A 21,044-nucleotide genomic window follows, 5' to 3' on the forward strand; every position below is an offset into this window, starting at 1 on the left:
GTGATGTCCCCCCCCCCGGCCGCGTCCGCGGCCGTCGCCGGAGGCCGCCGCGACCACGGCGGCGACGTTCACGCCGTCACCGGGATCGGTCGTCGCGTAGGCGCTGCTATCAGCCACGGCCGGCGTGACGGACAGCGCCGCCCACAGCAGGACCGGGACCGCCAGCAGGCGCCTGGCACAGGCTCTGTTCACCCGGGGAGCATGGAGCCGTGCGCCCCCGCGCACGCGAGGCTCGGCCCCGGTTCGCCTGAACGGGTGGAGTGCCCACCGGATAGGTTTGAGCCAGCAGCGGAGCGGTTGCGATGCGGTCCGATCACCCACCGGTCAATTCCCAAAAGGGATTTGTCGGTACCGGTCTTTTGCTGCGCCGGGCCGCCGGGCGCCTTTGGTGTGTGACGAAGAACGGATCACCAATTTCCGCTTTTGCTCGCCCTGTTGGTCAATGATCAGTACATTCGGCTCGGACAGGAGTCCGACCCCGCGCGGACCGCCGCCGGAACAACGCTTGGAGATCCCGATGGAGCGCCCCGCCTGGGCCCCGCCAGGCATCGACATATCGGTGCCGAGCGTGTCCCGCATCTACGATTACTACCTCGGCGGGTCCCACAATTTCGAGGTCGACCGCCAGGCGGCCCGACGCGCCATGGAATTCATGCCGGGCCTGCCCAAGATCATGCAGGCCAACCGGGCGTTCATGCGCCGCGCCGTCCGGCACGCCGTCGCCGAGGGCGTCACGCAGTTCCTCGACATCGGCTCCGGCATCCCCACCTTCGGCAACGTCCACGAGATCGCCCAGGCCGCCAGCCCCGCCGCCCGCGTCGTCTACGTCGACCACGACCCGGTGGCCGTGGCGCACAGCCATGCCGTCCTCGTGGACGACGAGTACACCGGCGTCGTCGCCGCGGACCTCCGCAAGCCCAAGGAGATCCTGGCCGCCCCCGAGGTCGGACAGCTCCTCGACCTCGACCGCCCGGTCGCCCTGCTGCTCGTCGCCGTCCTGCACTTCCTCGAGGACGCCGACCGCCCGTACGAGGCCGTGGCCGAACTGCGCGACGCGCTGGCCCCCGGCAGCCTGCTGATCCTCACGCACGCCTCCTACGAGGGCATCCCGCTCACGGAGGAGGTCGCGAGCGGCACTGTCGGCGTCTACCGCAACATCCGCAACCCCCTGGTCATGCGGACCGGGGAACAGATCAGCGGCTTCTTCGAAGGGTTCGAGATGGTGGAGCCCGGGCTGGTCTCCATGCCCGACTGGCGCCCGGACCGCGCCGAGGGCGGGGAGGACGGCGAGGCACCGGAGGATCCCTACGCGTTCTCGGGCTACGCAGGTGTGGGACGCAAGGCGTGAGACTTCCGGCACAGACGGCGGGCGCGCCGAACACCGTCGCGGCGCCCGCAGCCGCGCCCGCACCGCACGCGCAACCCGCGGCGGGGCCCGACGGCGGCATCGAGGACCGGATCGCCCGCTTCGCGACGATCTGGGGCCGGGCGATCTTCCCGGTCACCGCGACCTCGCTGACCCGGCCGGAGTTCGAACGGCACCTGGTGCCGCTCACCCGGACGCTCACCGAGGCGCTGCACGCCCGGCCCTTCGACGCCGCCGTCGCCCAGCGGGTGGGGGCGGATCTGGTCGCCGTGCACTGCACCGACCCCGAGGCCCTCGCCGGCACCCTCGGCGTGATCGAGTCCTACCTGGTCCTCTACTGCGGACCGGACGGGCTCAAGGGCTCCGGCGTGGAGGCCACCGCCGAATACCACTCGCGCTGCGCCCGGCTCCAGCACGCGATCGCCGCCGGATACGCCCGGGCCCTGCGCGAGCGCACCCTCAGCGAGCAGGAGGCCATCGCGCGCTCCGCGCTGACCGCCCGAACCGACGCCCAGCAGGCCCTGCACGCCAGCGAGGAACGCTTCCGGGCGGTCTTCGAGGGCGCGGCCGTCGGCATCGGCATCGCCGACCTCGACGGGAACGTCCTGGAGGTCAACGACACGCTGCTGCAGATGTTCGGCGGCCTGGAGGGGCACGTCCGCAGCCGCAACGTCAGCGAGTGGGGCCACCCCGACGACACCCCGCACGTGTGGCGGATGTACGGCGAGCTGGTGCGCGGCGAACGCGAGAGCTACCGCGTGGAGAAGCCGTACTACCGCCACGACGGGACCGTGCTCTGGACCAACCTGACGGTGTCGCTGCTGCGCGACGCCGAGGGCAAGCCGCAGTACCAGCTGGCGCTGATGGAGGACACCACCGAACGCCGGCTGCTGAACCTGCGCCTGCGCTACGAGGCCACCCACGACGCCCTCACCGGACTGCCGAACCGGACGCTGTTCTTCGAGCGCCTGGAGAAGGCCCTCAGCGGGTCCGGGGGCGACCGCTACGGCCTGTGCTACCTGGACCTCGACGGCTTCAAGGCGGTCAACGACAGCCTCGGGCACTCGGCGGGGGACCGGCTCCTGGTGGAGGTCGCCGACCGGCTGCAGAGCTGCGCGACCGGCCCCGGCGAGGTCGTCGCCCGGCTCGGCGGCGACGAGTTCGTCGCGCTGACCACCGGCCCCGACACCGAGCAGCAGGTCACCGATCTCGCGGTCCGCATCCTGACGGCCCTGTCGACGCCGATCCGGCTGGAGGGCCGGGAGCTGTCGGTACGGGGCAGCATCGGCATCGTCGAGGGCCGGGCCAAGGAGCGCACCCCGGCCGAGGTCCTGCGCAGCGCCGACATCACGATGTACCGGGCCAAGGCGGCGGGCGGCAACCGCTTCGAGTTCGCCGACGCCGAGGCCGACGCCCGCGCGATCACCCGGCACGGCCTGACCAACGCCCTGCCGGCGGCGCTGGAGCGCGGCGAGTTCTTCATCGAGTACCAGCCGCTGGTCCACATGCGCGACGGCACCGTGCACGGTGCCGAGGCGCTGGTGCGCTGGTCCCACCCGCAGTACGGGGTGCTCGGCCCCGACCGCTTCATCCCGCTCGCCGAACGGACCGGGCTGATCGTGCCCCTCGGCCGGTGGGTCCTGGAGGAGGCCGTCCGCCAGGCCCGCGTCTGGCAGCGCGAGCACGGAGGCGCGGCTCTGCGGATCAACGTCAACCTCTCGCCGACCCAGCTGCACCACCCGGGCCTGGTCGCCGACACCGTGGCGGTGCTGGAGAAGTCCGGCCTCGCCCCGGGCGCGCTGTGCCTGGAAGTCACCGAATCGGCCCTGATCGGCGCGGACGACGAACTGCTGGAGCCGCTGCGCCGCCTGGCCGAACTCGGCGTGGACATCGCCCTCGACGATTTCGGCACCGGCTACTCCAACCTGGCCAATCTGCGGCGCCTGCCGGTCAGCGTCCTCAAGCTCGACCGCTCCTTCACCCGGGGGATGCAGCAGCAGCCCGCGGACCCGGTCGACGTGAAGATCGTGGAGGGGATCGTCGCGCTGGCCCACAGCCTCGAACTCGCCGTCACCGTCGAGGGCGTGGAGACCGGGGCACAGGCCGCCCAGCTGCGCGCGCTCGGCTGCGACACCGCCCAGGGCTGGTACTACGCCCGCCCCGGGGCCCCGGACCGCATCCACGCCCTGTCCCTCTCGGACGCGGTGCCCACCCCTTCCTGACGCTGCCCGGGCTCGTGGCGGCCCGGGCCGGGCCGTCCCGGCGGCGCCCGCCTGCGGGGCTCCCGGGTGCGCAGCCCCGGGGCCCGGTCAGGCCATCAGCATCCGCTGCAGCTCGCGCGCCGCGCGCGGGGGAGCGACGTCGGTGCGGTGGGCCAGCGCGATCGTCCGGCGCAGCGGCGATCCGGCCAGCGGCGTCGTCCGCAGCCCCGGGCCCGCGCCCGCCACCACCATCGCCGGGACCACCGCGACGCCCAGCCCCGCCCGCGCGAAGCCGAGCACCGCGTCCATCTCGCCGCCCTCCACCGTGAACGCCGGCTCGAAGCCCTCCGCCCGGCAGGCCGCCACGGTCAGCTCCCGCAGGTCGTAGCCGTGCCGGAACATCACCATCGGCTCGTCGCGCAGCCCCGCGATGGTCAGCTCCCGGCCGCCGCCGGGCGCCGGGAGCCGCGTCGAGGACACCACGACCAGGTCCTCCGTCAGCAGCTCCACCGTTGTCAGGGCCGGCGCCGAGGGCGGGAGCGGCAGGGCGATCAGCGCCAGGTCCAGCGCCCCGCGCGCCAGCTCCCGCACGAGGTCGAGCGAACCGCTCTCCTCGATCAGCAGCTCGATCCCCGGATGCGCCGTGTGGAAGGCCCGCAGCACGCCGGGCAGCAGGCCCGTGCACACGCTCGGGGTCGCCCCCAGCCGGATCCGCCCGCGCCGCAGCTGCGCCAGCTCCTGCACCTCCAGACGCGCCGTGTCCGCGTCCGCCAGGATCCGCCGGGCCAGCGGCAGCAGCGCCTCACCCGCGTCGGTCAGCGTGATGTTGCCGCGGGCGCGGCTGAAGAGCTCGGCCCCCAGCTCCCGCTCCAGCGCCTTGATCTGCTGGGAGAGCGACGGCTGGGCCACATGCACCCGCTCCGCGGCCCGGGTGAAGTGCCGGGTCTCGGCGACGGCGACGAAATAGAGGAGCTGCTGGAACTGCATAGGTCATGTCTATCAAGATGACCGACATCATGTCTTGGACCTTTCGGGTCCTCCGTCCCTACCGTCGATGCCATGGCTCTGGCAACGCGCACCCGGACGAGCGCCCCCTCGCACGGCCCCCACGGCCCCCAAGGCTCCCGCAGTCCCTCGTTCTGGCGCTCCACCATCGGAAAGAAGACCGTCATGGCGGTCTCCGGGCTGATCATGCTCGGTTACCTCGTCGTGCACATGCTCGGCAACCTCAAGATCTTCTTCGGGGCGGACGAGTTCAACGGCTACGCGCACTGGCTGCGCACCCTCGGCTCGCCCTTCCTCCACTACGAGTGGGCCCTCTGGCTCGTCCGGGTGCTCCTCCTCGCCGCCGTCGTCGCCCACGCCGTCTCCGCCTACCAGCTCAGCCGGCTCGACATCAAGGCCCGCCCGGTCAAGTACGTCCACAAGCGCCGCCGTGCGAGCTACGCCACCCGCACCATGCGCTGGGGCGGCATCATCCTCGGCCTGTTCATCGTCTGGCACCTGCTCGACCTCACCACGCTCACCGTCAACGAGCGTGCCTGGGCCGGCCACCCGTACGAGAACGTCCTCGCCACCTTCTCCACCTGGTACGGGAACACGATCTACATCGTGGCGATGGCCGCACTCGGCCTGCACGTCCGGCACGGCTTCTGGAGCGCCGCCCAGACCCTCGGCGCGGGCAGCGCCCGTCGCGAGCGGACGCTGAAGGCCTTCGCGAACGGCCTGGCCGTCGTCCTCTTCGCGGGCTTCGTGTCCGTCCCCGTCGCCGTCATGACCGGAATGGTGAACTGACCGTGAGCAGCTACGCGCACCACACCACCGGCGAGCCCATCGCCGACACCAAGGCCCCCGAGGGCCCCATCGCGGACCGCTGGGACCGGCGCCGCTTCGAGGCGAAGCTCGTCAACCCCGCCAACCGCCGCAAGCACACCGTCATCGTCGTCGGTACCGGCCTGGCGGGCGGATCGGCCGGCGCGACCCTCGCCGAGCAGGGTTACCACGTCGTCCAGTTCTGCTTCTCCGACTCCCCGCGCCGGGCCCACTCCATCGCCGCGCAGGGCGGCATCAACGCCGCCAAGAACTACCGCAACGACGGCGACTCGGTGCACCGCCTCTTCTACGACACCGTCAAGGGCGGCGACTTCCGCGCCCGCGAGTCCAACGTGCACCGCCTCGCCCAGATCTCCGTCGAGATCATCGACCAGTGCGTGGCCCAGGGCGTCCCCTTCGCCCGCGAGTACGGCGGTCTCCTCGACACCCGCTCCTTCGGCGGCGTCCAGGTCTCCCGCACCTTCTACGCCCGCGGTCAGACCGGGCAGCAGCTCCTCCTCGGCGCCTACCAGGCCCTCTCCCGGCAGATCGCCGCGGGCAACGTCGAGATGCACGCCCGCACCGAGATGCTCGACCTGATCGTCGTCGACGGCGTGGCCCGCGGCATCGTCGCCCGCGACCTGATCACCGGCGAGCTCTCCACCCACTACGCCGACGCCGTCGTCCTGGCGAGCGGCGGCTACGGCAACGTCTTCTACCTCTCCACCAACGCCATGAACTCCAACGCCACCGCCGTCTGGCGGGCGCACCGGCGCGGCGCCTGGTTCGCCAACCCCTGCTTCACCCAGATCCACCCCACCTGCATCCCGCGCACCGGCGACCACCAGTCCAAACTCACCCTGATGAGCGAGTCCCTGCGCAACGACGGCCGCATCTGGGTCCCCAGGGCCAAGGGCGACACCCGCCCCGCCGCCGACATCCCCGAGGCGGAGCGCGACTACTACCTGGAGCGGATCTACCCCTCCTTCGGCAACCTCGTGCCCCGCGACATCGCCTCCCGCGCCGCCAAGAACGTCTGCGACGAGGGCCGCGGCGTCGGCCCCGGCGGGCAGGGCGTCTACCTCGACTTCGCAGACGCCATCCGCCGCATGGGCCGCGACAAGGTCGCCGAGAAGTACGGCAACCTCTTCGAGATGTACGAGCGGATCACCGCGGAGAACCCGTACGAGGTCCCCATGCGGATCTACCCCGCCGTGCACTACACGATGGGCGGACTCTGGGTCGACTACGACCTCCAGACCACCGTCCCCGGCCTGTTCGCGATCGGCGAGGCCAACTTCTCCGACCACGGCGCCAACCGCCTCGGCGCCTCCGCCCTCATGCAGGGCCTCGCCGACGGCTACTTCGTGCTCCCCTCCACCATCAACGACTACCTCGCCCGCCACCCGCACCGGGACACCGTCGACGACGCCCACCCCGAGGCACAGGCCGTCGTAGGCGAGACCCGCGAGCGGCTGGAGAAGCTGCTCGCCGTCGACGGCGACCGCACCCCCGACTCCTTCCACCGCGAGATCGGCGAACTCATGTGGGAGTACTGCGGGATGGCCCGCAGCGAGCAGGGCCTGCGCAAGGCGCTGGACCGCATCCCGCAGATCCGCGAGGAGTTCTGGCGCCGCATCAAGGTCCCCGGCACCGGCGACGAGTTCAACCAGTCGCTGGAGAAGGCCAACCGCATCGTCGACTACCTCGAACTCGCCGAACTGATGTGTCTCGACGCGCTCCACCGCTCCGAGTCCTGCGGCGGCCACTTCCGCGAGGAGTCCCAGACCCCGGACGGCGAGGCGGCACGCCGGGACGAGGCCTTCGCCTACGCCGCGGCCTGGGAGTTCACCGCCACCGGCACCGCCCCCGTCCTGCACAAGGAAGACCTCGTCTTCGAGTACGTCCACCCCACCCAGCGGAGCTACGCATGAAGCTCACCCTGCGCGTCTGGCGCCAGCGCGGCGCCGACGCCCCCGGCCACATGGCCTCGTACGAGGTCGACGGGATCTCCGAGGACATGTCCTTCCTGGAGATGCTCGACACCCTCAACGAGGACCTCATCCTGCGCGGTGAGGACCCGGTCGCCTTTGACCACGACTGCCGCGAGGGCATCTGCGGAGCCTGCAGCCTCGTCATCAACGGCGACGCCCACGGCCCCGAGCGCACCACCACCTGCCAGCTCCACATGCGGTCCTTCGCCGACGGCGACACCATCGACGTCGAGCCCTGGCGGGCCGCAGCCTTCCCCGTGGTCAAGGACCTGGTCGTCGACCGGGGTGCCTTCGACCGGATCATCCAGGCCGGCGGCTACATCACCGCACCCACCGGTTCGGCCCCCGAGGCGCACGCCACCGCCGTACCCAAGGCCGACGCCGACTTCGCCTTCGAGCACGCCGAGTGCATCGGCTGTGGCGCGTGCGTGGCGGCCTGCCCCAACGGCTCGGCGATGCTCTTCACCTCGGCCAAGGTCAACCACCTCAACGTCCTCCCGCAGGGCTCGCCCGAGCGCGAGACCCGCGTGCTGGACATGGTGGCCCGCATGGACGAGGAGGGCTTCGGCGGCTGCACCCTGACCGGCGAATGCGCCACGGCCTGCCCGAAGGGCATCCCGCTGCCGTCGATCGCCGCGATGAACAAGGAATGGCTGCGGGCGGTCCGCAAGGGCCCCCGCTGACCCGCCCGCCCAGCAGCCCGCGGCACAGCCCGCCCCACAGCCCGGCACAGCCCGCCCCACAGCCCGGCGCAGGGCCCCGCCGTCCCGGGGCCCCTGCGCCGATCGGCTGACCGGCCCCGGCGCCGCCGTGCCGCGCCCCGGCGGCGCCCGGGCCATGGGAGACAGTGGCCCCATGCCAGCACTCCCCGCCGGGACCGGACCACGCCGCAGAGCCGTACTGGCCGCCGCCCTCGCGCCCCTGGCCGCGGCGGGCTGCTCCGGCGGGGAAGACCCCCGCCCGCCGGCGCCCGGGCAGCAGCCCGCCGCCAAGGACGCCCTGATCATGGTGGTCCGGCACGCGGAGAAGCCGTACGCCGGGGACACCGGCCGGGACGAGGACGGCGAGGACGACCCCGGCTCGCTCGCCGGGCGCGGCTGGCGCCGGGCCGAGGAACTCCCGAGGCTCTTCCCGCCGGCGAAACGGTCCTCCCTGCCCCGCCCCGCGGCCGTGTTCGCCGCCGGAGGCAAGGCCCCCGCCCCCGCCCGGTGCCGCCAGACCGTGAAAGCCCTGGCCGCCGCCCTGCGCACCCCGGTACGCGCCGAGTTCGCCGTCGGCGCCGAAGCGGCCCTCGCCCACGCCCTGCTCGCCGGGCCCATGCCCGTGCTCGTCTGCTGGGAGCACACCGGGATCCCCCGCCTGGTGCGCGCCCTCGGCGCCGACCGGGTCCTCGGCCTCCCCGCGGCCTGGCCGGACCGCTACGACCTGGTCTGGCAGTTCACGCGCCGCGGCGGGCAGTGGAGCTTCCGCGAGCTGCCCCAGCAGCTCCTGTCCGGCGACGCCTGACCCTCACGGGTACCGGTACAGCGCGTTCCCGGCGGCGTCCAGGACGCACGCACCCTATCCGGCCGCCGCGGGGCCGTTCGCGAGAGCCCGGGCCAGATACGGCGCCGTACGGCTCACCGGCGACCCGGCCACCTCCTGCGGCGTGCCCGCGGCCACGATCCGGCCGCCGTCCGCACCGCCGCCCGGACCCAGGTCGATCACCCAGTCCGCGCCCGCCACCACGTCCATGTCGTGCTCGACGACCACCACCGAGTGCCCGGCGTCCACCAGCCCGTGCAACTGCCGCAAAAGCACCCGCACATCGGCCGGGTGCAGACCCGTCGTCGGCTCGTCCAGCAGGTACAGCGTGTGGTCCCGGCGCACCCGCTGCAGCTCCGTCGCCAGCTTGATCCGCTGCGCCTCCCCGCCCGACAGCTCGGTGGCCGGCTGCCCCAGCCGCAGGTAGCCCAGCCCGATCTCCTCCAGCGCCCGCAGGCTGCGGGCCGCCGCCGGGACGTCCGCGAAGAACCGGGCCGCGGACTCCACGGTCAGTGCCAGCACCTCCGCGATGTCCAGGCCCCGGTACCGGACCTCCAGCGTCCCGGCGTTGTACCGCGCGCCGCCGCAGTCCGGGCACGGCGCGTACGTACTGGGCAGGAACAGCAGCTCCACCGAGACGAAGCCCTCGCCCTGGCACGTCTCGCACCGGCCGCCCGCCACGTTGAAGGAGAACCGGCCCGCCTTCCAGCCGCGCGCCCTCGCCTCCGGAGCCTGCGTGAAGAGCCTGCGCACCACGTCGAACAGCCCCGTGTACGTCGCCAGGTTGGACCGGGGCGTCCGGCCGATCGGTTTCTGGTCCACCTCCACGAGCCGCCGTACGGGGAATCCCGGGCCGGCGATCCACTCGTCCACCTGCCGGGCGAGCACCTGACCCACCAGCGTGGACTTGCCCGACCCGGACACCCCGGTCACCGCGGTGAACACCCCGAGCGGGAACCGTGCGTCGAGATCCCGCAGGTTGTGGCGGTCCACCCCGCCCAGATGCACCTCCCCGGCCGGTGTGCGCACCGTCCGGGCGGGGCCCGCCGGCTCCCGCGCCGCGAACAGGTACCGGGCCGTCGCCGAGTCCGTGACATCGGCCAGGGCCGCGGGCGGCCCGCTGTGCAGCACCCGCCCGCCGCGCTCGCCGGCCAGCGGCCCCACATCCACCAGCCAGTCCGCGTGCCGCACCACGTCCAGATGGTGCTCGACGACGAAGACGGTGTTCCCGGCCTCCTTCAGCCGGTCCAGTACGCCGAGCAGCGCCTCGGTGTCGGCCGGATGCAGCCCCGCCGACGGCTCGTCCAGCACGTACACCACCCCGAACAGCCCCGAGCGCAGCTGCGTCGCCAGCCGCAGCCGCTGCAGCTCGCCCGTGGACAGGGTCGGCGCGGTCCGGTCCAGGCTCAGGTAGCCGAGTCCCAGCTCCGTGACGGGCGCGATCCGCGCGCGCAGGTCGTCGGCGAGGACCCGTGCCGCCTCACCGTCCGGGGGAGTGGCGGCGAGGACGGCGTCCAGGTCCGTCAGCGCCAGCGCCGCCAGCTCCGCGACGGTCCGCCCGGCGAAGGTGACGGCGAGGGCCTCGGGGCGCAGCCGGCGCCCCTCGCACACCGGGCACGGCGCATCGGCGAGGAACTTCTCGGCGCGCGCCCGCAGGGTGGCGCTCTTGCTGTCGGAGAACGTCCGCATCACGTAGCGGTGGGCGCTCATGTACGTGCCCTGGTAGGGCCGTTGGATCCGGTCCGCGTCGCGTACCGGGTGCACGGTGACGACCGGCTGCTCCTCGGTGAACAGGATCCACTCGCGGTCCTTCGCGGGCAGCTCCCGCCACGGCCGGTCCATGTCGTGGCCGAGCGTCTCCAGGATGTCGCGCAGGTTCTTGCCCTGCCAGGCGCCCGGCCAGGCGGCGATCGCGCCCTCGCGGATCGACAGACCGGGGTCGGGGACCAGGAGTTCCTCGCTGGTGCGGTGGATCCGGCCGAGTCCGTGGCAGGAAGGGCAGGCGCCCGCGGCGGTGTTGGGTGAGAAGGCGTCCGAGTCCAGCCGCGGCGCGCCGGGCGGATACGTGCCGGCCCGGGAGAACAGCATCCGCAGGGAGTTGGACAGCAGGGTCACCGTGCCGACCGAGGAGCGCGAGCCGGGGGAGGAGCGCCGCTGCTCCAGCGAGACCGCCGGCGGCAGACCGGTGACGGAATCCACCTTCGGTGCGCCGACCTGGTGAATCAGACGGCGGGCGTACGGGGCCACCGACTCGAAGTAGCGGCGCTGGGCCTCGGCGTACAGCGTGCCGAAGGCGAGCGAGCTCTTCCCGGAACCGGACACTCCGGTGAACACGGTGAGCGCGTCGCGCGGGATGTCCACGTCCACACCGCGCAGATTGTGCTCGCGGGCGCCGCGCACCCGTACGTACGGGTCGTGGCCGTGGCCGTGGTCGGTCCGGGGTTCGGTGGACTGGTGCATTCGTCCCACTTTACGGCCCGCCGTGGGTCCTCCTCACGGCCGCAGGCCCGTGATCCGGGCCAGCCGGGCATAGGAGTCCAGCAGGGCGGCCCGGTCGTACGTCGAGGTGGTGACCAGCAGTTCGTCCGCGCCGGTCTGCTCCGCGACCCGGGACAGTTCCGCGGCCACCTGCTCCTGCGTCCCGTGGATGTGGCCCGTGAGGGCGCCCTCGTACAGTTCCCGCTCCTTCGGGCTCATCTCCAGGGCCTCGACCTCCTCGGCCGGGCGGAGCGGCGGGAAGCTGCCCCGGGTGCGGGAGTACGCGAGGGACCAGGCCTCCGGGAGCAGGATGCGCCGGGCCTCCTCGGCGGTGGCCGCGACGGCCACCGTCCCCGAGACCACGACGTACGGGTCCGTGCCCGCGGCGGAGGGCCGGAACTCCTCGCGGTACCTCTCCACGATCCCGGCGACACGGTCGCGGCTGCGCAGGTCGCCCACCACCAGCGGCAGTCCCGCCCGGGCGGCGATGGCGGCGCCCTCGCCGGTGGCCAGCACGTATGCCGGTATCCGCAGGCCTTCGGCGGGGCGGGCGTGCACCTCGGGATGCGCCTGCTGGGTGCCGTCGAGCCAGCCGAGGAGCTCGGCCAGCTGTTCCTCGAAGCGGTCGGCGTCCCCGGTGTCCCGGCCCAGAGCCCGGCGGATGCCGTTCGTGAAGCCGACCGAGCGGCCGAGCCCCATGTCGATCCGGCCGGGGAAGAGCGATTCCAGCACCCCGAACTGCTCCGCGACCACGAGGGGCCGGTGGTTGGGCAGCATGACCCCGCCCGTGCCGACCCGGATCCGGTCCGTCGCCCCGGCCACGGCCGCGGCCAGTACGACCGGGGCCGAGCCCGCGACACCGGGCACGCTGTGGTGCTCGGAGACCCAGAAGCGGTGGTAGCCGAGCTCCTCGGCCGTCCGGGCGAGCGCCACGGTGTCGCGCAGGGCCTGCGGGGCCGGGTGGCCCTCGCGGGTGCGCGACCGGTCGAGTATCGACAGTGTTCGGATCACACAGGAGTCAACGTCCGGCGCGCCGGGGGATTCCCGCAAGGGCCCGAGCGCCCCCGCGACCGCGTCCGGGCTCCCGCGTCCGGATCGGTGTCGGTGCGCGGCCCTAGGCTGGCCGGATGAGTGAGAAGCGCACCTCGCGGCCGCCGCTGGCCGTCTTCGACATCGACAACACCCTGTCCGACACGGCCCACCGCCAGCACTTCCTGGAGCGCCGCCCCAGGGACTGGGCCGGATTCTTCGGCGCGGCGCCGGCCGATCCGCCGCTCGCCCGCGGGATCGCCCTGGCGGTGGAGAGCTCGGCCGACTGCGAGGTGGTGTATCTGACCGGGCGGCCCGAGCGGTGCCGGGCGGACACGGTGGAGTGGCTCACCCGGCACGGCCTGCCCGAGGGGCGGTTGTGGATGCGCGGCAACCAGGACCGGCGGCCGGCCCGGACGACCAAGCTGGAGGTGCTGGGCCGGATCGCCCGGGGCCGGGAGGTGCGCATGCTCGTGGACGACGACGAGCTGGTCTGCCAGGCCGCGCGGGCGGCCGGTTTCCGGGTCGTCGTCGCCGACTGGGCGGCGGACGCGCCCGAGCTCATGTCCGGCCAGGAGGTCGAGGGCCGGACCTGAGCGGCTTCGCGGCCCGGGCCCGAGCGGGCCCGGTTTCCGCCCCGGTGTCAGTCCTCGCCCTCCAGCCGGAAGCCGACCTTCAGTCCCACCTGGTAGTGGGCGATCTCCCCGTTCTCCAGGTGGCCGCGGATCTGGACCACCTCGAACCAGTCCAGGTTGCGTACGGTCTGGCCCGCCCGGGCGATCCCGTTACGGATGGCCTGATCGATGCCCTCTTGGGAGGTGCCGACGATCTCGGTCACCCGGTACGTGTGGTTGGACATGGGGTCTCCCGACAGTGGGTCGCTTTTGCCTGGTTCTACGGTGCCCCAGTAAGTCCTGCTCCGCGAACTTTGCGCCAACAATCCCGAGCGAAAGACCCTTGACCGGCCTATTGGTCTATGCCAATTTCGAGCCATCTGAGACCGAGCCCCAGAAGGTGACCTCTTGAAGATGCGCTTCCTCGCCGTGTGCACGGCGCTCGCGGCCGCGACCGCCCTGACGGGCTGCAGCCAGTTGGCCGATCAGGCCGCGGGGCGACAGAAGGTGACGCTGTGGCTGATGAAGGGCAGCGCCTCCGAGGACTTCATCGACAGGTTCACCACGTCGTTCGAGCAGGAGCACCCCGACCTCGACCTGGACGTCAGGATCCAGGAGTGGACGGGCATCGGCGACAAGGTCAACGCCGTCCTGGACGGCACGAGCAAGGAACCAGCCGACGTCATCGAGGTCGGCAACACCCAGGTCGCGCAGTACATCGAGACCGGAGGCCTCTCCGAACTCACCCTCGAAGGGCTGCGCGAGTGGGGCAGCAGGGACTGGCTCAAGGGCCTCGCCGAGCCGGGCAGCGTCAACGGCGCCCAGTACGGCGTCCCCTGGTACGCCGCCAACCGCGTGGTCGTCTACAACAAGGACCTCTTCGCGAACGCCGGGATCAAGACCCTGCCCAGGAACCGCCAGGAGTGGATCCAGGCCACCCAGAAGCTCGACAAGGGCGACCAGCAGGGCATCTACCTCGCCGGACAGAACTGGTACGTCCTCGCCGGCTTCGTCTGGGACGAGGGCGGGGAGCTCGCCGTCGAGACGGGCGGCAGGTGGGTCGGCACCCTCGACGACGAGAAGGCCCTGGCCGGCATGGAGTTCTACAAGCAGCTCCAGGCCCTCGGCGACGGTCCCAAGGCTGCCGACGAGGAGACACCCCCGCAGTCACAGGTCTTCGCCCGCGGCCAGGTCGCCCAGATCATCGCCCCGCCCGGCCAGGCCGCCGAGATCGAGGCGGCCAACCCCGCGCTGAAGGGCAGACTCGGCTTCTTCCCCATCCCCGGCAAGACTTCCGACAAGGCCGGCTCCGTCTTCACCGGCGGCTCCGACCTGATCATTCCGGAGCGGACCGGGCACCGGAAGGGCGCGGTGTCCGTGATCACGGCCCTGGTCAGCGAGAAGTGGCAGACCGAACTCGCCCGCACCATGAGCTACGTACCCAACAAGAGCACCCTCGCCCACCTCGTCGAGGGCAACGAGGGCGCCGCCAACATGGCCCCCGGCGCCGCCCAGGGCCGGGCCACCCCCGCCTCCGCCCGCTGGGCCGAGGTCGAGGCGAAGAACCCGATCAAGCCCTACATGACGGCCGTGCTCACCGGACAGGACCCCAAGCAGGCCGCGCGTGCGGCCTCCGAGGAGATCGGCCGGGTGCTCAGCTCCGACCGCTGACACCCCCGCCGGCTCCGAGAGGGTACGGGGGTACCGGCGAGTTCGCCGTCCGCACACCCGCGGGCCGCAGAGCGGTCATGTCGAATCCAGCCGGTCACGGAAGAAGTAGAGGAGCCAGGCCACCACCTGCCGGCCTGGCCCTCCGTGCCCGGATCAGGAGCCGCCATGACCATCGCACCCCTGTCCCCGTCCCTCTCCACGGCCCCCCCCCCCCCCCCCCCCCCCCCCCCCCCCCCCCCCCCCCCCCCCCCCCCCCCCCCCCCCCCCCCCCCCCCCCCCCCCCCCCNCCCCTGTCCCCGTCCCTCTCCACGGCCCCCGCCCCCGCCCCCACCTCCCCCCTCCTCGCCCCCGCGCCCGCCCCCGCCAAGGCCGCCGCCCCCGGGCCCCACTACACCGTGCGCCTCGCCCGTGACGAGGACGAGGTACGGGCCGCCCAGCGCCTGCGCCACCAGGTCTTCGCCGGTGAACTCGGCGCCCGCCTCGACGGCCCCGAGCCCGGCCTCGACGCCGACGCCTTCGACGCCTACTGCGACCACCTCCTCGTCATCGACGAGCAGAGCGGACAGGTCGTCGGCACCTACCGGCTGCTGCCCCCGGAGCGCGCCGCTGTCGCGGGCCGCCTGTACTCCGAGGGCGAGTTCGACCTCTCCGCGCTTGCCCCGATCCGCCCCGACCTCGTCGAGGTCGGCCGCTCCTGCGTCCACCCCGACCACCGCAACGGCGCCGTCATCGCCCTCATCTGGGCAGGCCTCGCCCACTACATGGACCGCACCGGTCACAACTGGCTCGCCGGCTGCTGCTCCATACCGCTCGCCGACGGCGGCGTCCTCGCCGCGGCCACCCGCGAGCGCGCCCTGACCCGCAGCCTCGCACCCGAGGAGTACCGGGTCACCCCGCACATCCCCTGGAACCCCGAAGGCATCGACTTCCCCGACGGCATGGAACTGCCCCCGCTGCTGCGCGGCTACCTGCGCCTGGGCGCCTGGGTCTGCGGAGAGCCCGCCCTCGACGCCGAGTTCGGCTGCACCGACCTGTACGTGCTGCTCTCCCTGCGCCGGACCAACCCGCGCTACCTCAAGCACTTCCGCGCGCTCATCCCGGGCGCATGAGCGTCTGGCTGCCCACCTCGCCCTGTACCCCCGTGGCCTGCTCCGGCCACGAGGGGCGCACCGCGAGCGTCCCCCACGCGGTCCTGCGGCTCACCGGCGCCGTCGCCCTGATCCTGCTCGGGATCCTCGGTGCCCCACCGGTCCGGCTGCTGCCGGCGGGCCCCCGGCACGCGGTGGTACGCGCCTGGTCGGCCGCACTGGTACGCGCCTTCGGCCTGCGGATCACCGTGCACGGCAGCCCGGGCCCGTCCGGCGGCCACCTGCTCGTCGCCAACCACATCTCCTGGCTCGACATCCCGCTCGTCGCCACCGTCCTGCCCAGCCGGATGCTCGCCAAGAGCGACATCCGCGCCTGGCCCGTCCTCGGCCGCCTCGCCGCACGGGCCGGAACCCTGTTCATCGAGCGCGACCGCATCCGCGCCCTGCCCGCCACCGTCACCGCCATGACCCGCGCCCTGCTCGCCGGCCACCGGGTCACCGTCTTCCCCGAAGGCTCCACCTGGTGCGGGCGCGCCCGTGGCACCTTCCGCAGGGCCGCCTTCCAGTCCGCCCTGGACGCGCGGGTCCCCGTACAGCCCCTGCACCTGGCGTACCTGCGGGCCGACGGGGAAACGGCCGGGGCGCCCGCCTTCGTCGGGGACGACCCGCTGACCGCCTCGCTGTGGCGGATCGCCCGGGCCCGCGGGATACGGGCCGAGGTCACGCTGCTGCCGCGGATCCCGCCGGGCCGCTACACGGACCGGCGGGACCTCGCGGCCGCCGCGCAGCGGGCCGTGGCCGACCGCGCGTCGGAGCGGACGACGCGGCCGGCCCCGTCCGATCAGCCCACCGGGCCCTCGGCGACCGACAGGGACAGCGCGAAGCGGCCCGCCGTGTCCGTCCACCACCGGGTCAGCTCCAGCCCGGCCGCGGCCAGCTCCTTCCGTACGCCCTCCTGACGGAACTTCGCGGACACCTCCGTCAGGATCTCCTCACCTTCCGCGAACGGCACCACCAGGTCCAGGGCCCGGACCTTCACCGTCACCTCGGACCGGGCTCGCAGTCGCATCTCGATCCACTCCTGCTCCCTGTTCCACACCGCCACGTGCTCGAAGTCGGCGGTGTGGAAGTCGGCGTCCAGCTCCCGGTTGATGACGGCCAGCACGTTCTTGTTGAACTCGGCCGTCACCCCCCGGGCGTCGTCGTACGCCGTCACCAGCACGGCCTCGTCCTTCACCAGGTCCGTGCCCATCAGCAGCGCGTCCCCGGGCGACAGCATCGACCGTACGGCCGCCAGGAACACCGCCCGCTCCGGCGGCAGCAGGTTCCCGATCGTGCCGCCCAGGAACACCACCAGCCGGGGACCGGGGGAGTCCGGCAGCTGCAGCGCCCGGGTGAAGTCGGCCAGCAGGGCGTGCACCCGCAGCCCCGGATGGTCGGCGAGCAGCGCGGTGGCCGCTCCCCGCAGGGCGCTCTCGCTCACGTCCACCGGCACGTACGTGTCCAGCGCCGGCATCGCCTCGATCAGATGGCGGGTCTTCTCCGAGGAACCGGAACCCAGCTCCACCAGGGTGCGGGCCCCGCTCACCGCGGCGATCTCCCGCGCCCGCTCCAGCAGGATCTCCCGCTCCGCCCGCGTCGGGTAGTACTCGGGCAGCCGGGTGATCTCCTCGAAGAGTTCACTGCCCCGCGCGTCGTAGAACCACTTGGGCGGCAGCACCTTGGGCGTGTGCGTCAGCCCGTGCAGCACGTCTGCACGCAGGGCGGTCTCCGCCGCGTCCTCGTCGAGGGTCCGGGTCAACTGAAAGCTGGTCACGTGCGGTTCTCCTTGAGCGGGGTCAGGCGGACCCGCGTACGGGTGGCGGTCAGCAGGGTCCGGTCGGGCACTTCGCACCACCGGGTGTCGTCGTCGTACGGCTCGGACGCCACCACGGTGCGCCCGCCCCCCGGATCGGTCAGGTACCAGAGCGAATCGCCCCAGGCCGTCGCGGCGATCGCCGCGCCGTCCGTGAGCAGCAGGTTCAGCCGGGAGCCGGGCGCCGCCGAGGACAGCTCCCGCACGGGCTCGGCGAGCGCCGTGCCCAGGTCGTCCCCGGCCCGCAGCCGGCGCCGTACCAGTGCCCAGATCAGCGCCGAATCGGTGCGGGCCGCCAGTTGCAGCAGCTCCTCCGGCGGCAGCGCCGCGGCGAGCGGCGCCGCCGACTCCGGCCAGTTGCGCACCGCGCCGTTGTGGCTGAACAGCCACGGCCCGTCCGTGAAGGGTGCGGCCGCGGCCTCGCCGTCGGCCCCGGCCAGCGTGGCGTCGCGTACGGCGGCCAGCACGGCCCCGCTGCGCACCACGCGGGAGAGGTCGGTGAAGGTCAGGTCGCCCCAGATCGGCCCGGCGCGACGGTAGCGGGCGGGCACCGGGTCGCCCTCGGCGTACCAGCCGACGCCGAAGCCGTCGGCGTTGACCGTGCCGTGCTGCTGGCGGCGCGGCTCCCAGGACTGGCGCACCAGCGAGTGCTCGGGCTCGCTCAGCAGCCTCCCGAGCGGCACCTCCGGGCCCAGATAGGCGAGATGACGGCACATCAGAGGTCCCTCGCGGTGCGGAAGCCGGAGAAGATCTGCCGCCGCACCGGCAGGTCCCAGTTGCGGAAGGTGCCCCGGCAGGCCACCGGGTCCACCGCGAAGGAACCGCCCCGCAGCACCTTGTGCTCCGGGCCGAAGAACACCTCCGAGTACTCCCGGTAGGGGAAGGCCCGGAAACCCGGGTACGGCAGGAAGTCGGACGCCGTCCACTCCCACACGTCGCCGATCAGCTGGCGCACCCCGAGCGGGGACGCCCCGGCCGGGTAGCTGCCCGCGCGGGACGGGCGCAGGTGCCGCTGCCCAAGGTTGGCGTGGGCCGGGGTCGGGTCCGCGTCGCCCCACGGGTAGCGGGCCGAGCGGCCGGTCGCGGGATCGAAGCGGGCGGCCTTCTCCCACTCGGTCTCCGTGGGCAGCCGCCGCCCCGCCCAGCGGGCGTAGGCGTCCGCCTCGTACCAACTGACGTGCAGAACCGGTTCTTCATCGGGGACGGGCTCGGTCACCCCGAAGCGGCGGCGCAGCCATTCGCCGCCCTCCCGGTGCCAGAACAGCGGCGCCTCGATCGAGTGCCGGCGGATCTGGTCCCAGCCGGCCGGCGCCCACCAGCGCGGTTCGTGGTATCCGCCGTCCGCCATGAAGGCGCGGTACGCGGCGTTCGTCACGGGCAGCGTGTCCATCCAGAACGCCTCGGTGTCCCTCCGGTGCGCCGGCCGTTCGTTGTCCAGCGACCACGGCTCGGTGGAGGTGCCCATGGTGAACGGGCCCGCGGGTATGAGGACCTCGGCGGCGCCCGGCGGGTCGTAGGGCGCGTCCGGCTCCGGTGCGGTCAGCACGGGGGCACCGCGCCGCAGCTGATGGGTGATCAGCATGGTCTCGTCGTGCTGCTGCTCGTGCTGGGCGATCATCCCGAAGGCGAAGCCGTCGTCGAGGAGCGCGCTGCCCTCCAGCGGGGTCTCCTCGAGGAGGTCGAAGACCCGGCCGCGGACCTCGGCGGCGTACCGGCGGGCCTCCTCGGGCCCCAGCAGCGGCAGCTTCGGCCGTTCGGCACGCGGATGCTCGAAGGCGTCGTAGAGGGGGTCGATATCGGGGCGCATCGACTCGCGTCCGGCGACCCGCCGGAGCAGCCAGAGCTCCTCCTGGTTGCCGATGTGCGCCAGGTCCCAGACCAGCGGGGACATCAGGGGGGAGTGCTGGGCGGTGAGGTCGGCGTCGGTCACCGCGTCCGTGAGGGCCGCCGTCCGGGCCCGCGCGGCGGTCAGCGAGGCCGCCGCCCGTTCCCGCAGCCCGGGGTGGGATTCGGTGGTCATCGCAGGGCCTCCTTCCCGTCGGGCCGCAGCTGCGGCGGTTCGTCCCCCGGACATCGGCCACGCAGGACGAAGCGCTCGGTGAACGCGCCGACGGTGTCCCGGACGTGCGTGGTCGCACCGAGCCGGGGCAGGGCCTCCGTGGCCGCGCGGAAGCAGGTCTTGGCGGCCGCCCGCAGCTCGGGATCGGTCAGACCGTGGCGGGCGGCGGACCGCCAGAGCGGATTGCGGGGGGCGGGCTGCGCGCCGTAGGCGTCGGCCAGGGCCTTGGTCACCCGGTAGGCGGTCTCGGCGGCTTCCGGGTCGTCGAACAGCGCGTGCACGATGGCCACCGGGACCAGCCAGCCGTCGTCGCCGGGCTGCGCGTCGATCATGCGCAACTCCATGTGGCCGCGCGGCCGCACGGGCGGGAACAGCGTCGTGAGGTGGTAGTCCAGATCCTCGGCGGTGGGCGCCCGCAGAGCCTGCCCGTCGTCGCCCGCGCGCAGCCAGTCGCGGAAGGTCGTGCCGCGCGGGACGTCCCAGGCCTCGCCCTCGTACGACCGTACGCACATCACCTCGGTGTCCAGGGCCTGGCGGACCCAGCCGTCCCGCGGCTCCGCGTCCAGCGGCGGGGCGAGGGTGCGCCGGGCGTCCAGGTCGTCCCAGATCCCCTGGCGGGAGCACCGCCAGCCGGCGTACGGTCCCTCGTCCGCGGGGGAGTTGGCGAAGGCGGCCACCAGGACCGCACCGAGCAGGTGGGCGAGGCGCCAGCGCCGGCCGTGGCCGAGCCCGCCCGGCTCCTCGTACCCGGCGTCCACGCAGACCTGCACGGAGGCGGAGGCACACATCATGGTGCGGCCGGCCGGGCCGGTGCGGTCGAAGTATGCCTCCATCGCGTCGTAGCGCGGGCTGTTGAGCAGCCGGCGGTAGGGGAGGCGGGGATCACGGCCGAGGCCGCGCAGGACCAGTCCCTGCTCGCGCAGGGCGGCGCGGACGGCGGTCAGGTCGTCCTGGAGCCCGTCCACGCAGCCCGTGAGGGAGGTGGCGGGGGCCGAGCTGAGTTCGAGCTGTCCGCCCGGTTCGACGGTCACCCGGGAGTGCAGGGGCAGCGCACGGGCCGCGGCGTGCGCCGCCCGGAGCCGCTCGGGGGCCACGGCCAGTCCGGGCCGCTCGGCGTCCACGACCAGCCATTCGAGTTCGGCACCGAGAAGGCGGGGCGGGCCGGTCTTGAAACAGATCCCGTGGATCAGATGCTCCGCCTGTTTCTCGCTGATCGCGGGGGAGGGCGGGGCGTCGGATGGGGGATCGGCGGAGGCGGGCGCGTCCTGCGCGGGAGCGTCCGGCGCAGGCGGGGGAAAGGGCGGGGGAACGGGTGGGTCGAGGGGCATGACCGGGTCCTCTTCTCCTGTCGTC

The 21,044-nt window shown here is 73.3% G+C and carries 19 protein-coding genes; 10 read left to right on the top strand and 9 right to left on the bottom strand.

Features of this window, described 5'->3' with window-relative positions:
- A partial coding sequence (locus AAT21_RS38845; protein WP_235438760.1) for a hypothetical protein occupies positions 1-192 on the bottom strand: 192 nt, incomplete at its 3' end.
- Positions 193-517: 325 nt separating this feature from the next.
- Between AAT21_RS38845 and AAT21_RS12295 the strand changes: the two genes are divergently transcribed.
- Complete coding sequence (locus AAT21_RS12295) at positions 518-1,348, top strand: SAM-dependent methyltransferase (RefSeq protein ID WP_046777303.1); 831 nt, start codon at positions 518-520, stop codon at positions 1,346-1,348.
- Positions 1,349-1,446: 98 nt separating this feature from the next.
- A complete protein-coding gene (locus AAT21_RS12300; protein WP_046777304.1) occupies positions 1,447-3,588 on the top strand; it encodes a putative bifunctional diguanylate cyclase/phosphodiesterase in 2,142 nt (713 codons plus the stop codon).
- 87 nt (positions 3,589-3,675) lie between these two features.
- Here AAT21_RS12300 and AAT21_RS12305 read toward each other — a convergent pair whose 3' ends face one another.
- Positions 3,676-4,554, bottom strand: a complete 879-nt coding sequence (locus tag AAT21_RS12305; RefSeq protein ID WP_046776653.1) for a LysR family transcriptional regulator — start codon at positions 4,552-4,554, stop codon at positions 3,676-3,678.
- 72 nt (positions 4,555-4,626) lie between these two features.
- On the opposite strand from AAT21_RS12305, the gene AAT21_RS12310 reads away from it, so the two are divergent.
- The 4 genes from AAT21_RS12310 to AAT21_RS12325 all read left to right on the top strand — a co-directional run bounded on the left by AAT21_RS12310 (position 4,627) and on the right by AAT21_RS12325 (position 8,879).
- Positions 4,627-5,361, top strand: coding sequence for a succinate dehydrogenase (locus AAT21_RS12310; RefSeq protein WP_046776654.1), 735 nt, complete (start codon positions 4,627-4,629; stop codon positions 5,359-5,361).
- A 2-nt stretch (positions 5,362-5,363) separates the two neighbouring features.
- A complete protein-coding gene (locus AAT21_RS12315) occupies positions 5,364-7,313 on the top strand; it encodes a fumarate reductase/succinate dehydrogenase flavoprotein subunit (RefSeq protein ID WP_046776655.1) in 1,950 nt (649 codons plus the stop codon).
- Positions 7,310-8,056 carry a succinate dehydrogenase/fumarate reductase iron-sulfur subunit gene (locus AAT21_RS12320; protein WP_030840231.1) on the top strand — a complete coding sequence of 249 codons (747 nt, stop codon included), beginning with the start codon at positions 7,310-7,312 and terminating at the stop codon, positions 8,054-8,056. The genes AAT21_RS12315 and AAT21_RS12320 overlap by 4 nt, the downstream gene beginning before the upstream one ends.
- Before the next feature lie 172 nt (positions 8,057-8,228).
- The gene (locus AAT21_RS12325) at positions 8,229-8,879 is read left to right on the top strand and encodes a hypothetical protein (RefSeq protein WP_235438761.1); all 651 of its coding nucleotides are present in this window, start codon (positions 8,229-8,231) and stop codon (positions 8,877-8,879) included.
- A gap of 54 nt (positions 8,880-8,933) precedes the next feature.
- On the opposite strand, the gene AAT21_RS12330 is transcribed toward AAT21_RS12325, so the two are convergent.
- Both AAT21_RS12330 and AAT21_RS12335 read right to left on the bottom strand, forming a co-directional pair.
- The gene (locus AAT21_RS12330; RefSeq protein ID WP_046776656.1) at positions 8,934-11,357 is read right to left on the bottom strand and encodes an excinuclease ABC subunit UvrA; all 2,424 of its coding nucleotides are present in this window, start codon (positions 11,355-11,357) and stop codon (positions 8,934-8,936) included.
- 33 nt (positions 11,358-11,390) lie between these two features.
- Entirely contained in the window at positions 11,391-12,386 is a 996-nt protein-coding gene (locus tag AAT21_RS12335; protein WP_046776657.1) for an MsnO8 family LLM class oxidoreductase, read from the bottom strand.
- Positions 12,387-12,502: 116 nt separating this feature from the next.
- Between AAT21_RS12335 and AAT21_RS12340 the strand changes: the two genes are divergently transcribed.
- Positions 12,503-13,000: a phosphatase domain-containing protein gene (locus AAT21_RS12340; RefSeq protein ID WP_046776658.1), complete on the top strand. Its 498-nt coding sequence runs from the start codon at positions 12,503-12,505 to the stop codon at positions 12,998-13,000.
- A gap of 47 nt (positions 13,001-13,047) precedes the next feature.
- Here AAT21_RS12340 and AAT21_RS12345 read toward each other — a convergent pair whose 3' ends face one another.
- Positions 13,048-13,263: a dodecin gene (locus tag AAT21_RS12345; protein ID WP_046776659.1), complete on the bottom strand. Its 216-nt coding sequence runs from the start codon at positions 13,261-13,263 to the stop codon at positions 13,048-13,050.
- 163 nt (positions 13,264-13,426) lie between these two features.
- Here AAT21_RS12345 and AAT21_RS12350 point away from each other — a divergent pair, with 163 nt between their 5' ends.
- From AAT21_RS12350 to AAT21_RS35400, 3 genes are all read left to right on the top strand, one after another.
- On the top strand, positions 13,427-14,689 hold the full coding sequence (locus AAT21_RS12350) for an extracellular solute-binding protein (protein ID WP_046776660.1): 1,263 nt from the start codon (positions 13,427-13,429) through the stop codon (positions 14,687-14,689).
- Positions 14,690-14,979: 290 nt separating this feature from the next.
- Positions 14,980-15,798, top strand: a complete 819-nt coding sequence (locus tag AAT21_RS12355) for a GNAT family N-acetyltransferase (RefSeq protein WP_046777306.1) — start codon at positions 14,980-14,982, stop codon at positions 15,796-15,798.
- Positions 15,795-16,736, top strand: a complete 942-nt coding sequence (locus tag AAT21_RS35400; RefSeq protein WP_157879670.1) for a lysophospholipid acyltransferase family protein — start codon at positions 15,795-15,797, stop codon at positions 16,734-16,736. The genes AAT21_RS12355 and AAT21_RS35400 overlap by 4 nt, the downstream gene beginning before the upstream one ends.
- Here the strand turns inward: AAT21_RS35400 and egtD are convergent.
- The 4 genes from egtD to egtA are packed head-to-tail and all read right to left on the bottom strand — an operon-like array spanning position 16,619 to position 21,019.
- Positions 16,619-17,593, bottom strand: coding sequence for an L-histidine N(alpha)-methyltransferase (gene egtD / locus AAT21_RS12365; RefSeq protein ID WP_046776661.1), 975 nt, complete (start codon positions 17,591-17,593; stop codon positions 16,619-16,621). The genes AAT21_RS35400 and egtD overlap by 118 nt on opposite strands.
- Positions 17,590-18,348, bottom strand: coding sequence for an ergothioneine biosynthesis protein EgtC (gene egtC, locus AAT21_RS12370; RefSeq protein ID WP_046776662.1), 759 nt, complete (start codon positions 18,346-18,348; stop codon positions 17,590-17,592). Before egtC ends, egtD begins: the two co-directional genes overlap by 4 nt.
- Positions 18,348-19,652, bottom strand: a complete 1,305-nt coding sequence (gene egtB, locus AAT21_RS12375; RefSeq protein ID WP_046776663.1) for an ergothioneine biosynthesis protein EgtB — start codon at positions 19,650-19,652, stop codon at positions 18,348-18,350. Before egtB ends, egtC begins: the two co-directional genes overlap by 1 nt.
- Positions 19,649-21,019, bottom strand: a complete 1,371-nt coding sequence (gene egtA / locus AAT21_RS12380) for an ergothioneine biosynthesis glutamate--cysteine ligase EgtA (protein WP_079025582.1) — start codon at positions 21,017-21,019, stop codon at positions 19,649-19,651. Before egtA ends, egtB begins: the two co-directional genes overlap by 4 nt.
- Between the last annotated feature and the right edge of the window lie 25 nt (positions 21,020-21,044).

It is taken from the genome of Streptomyces yangpuensis (assembly GCF_001005295.1).
GTDB classification, from domain to species: Bacteria; Actinomycetota; Actinomycetes; order Streptomycetales; family Streptomycetaceae; genus Streptomyces; species Streptomyces yangpuensis.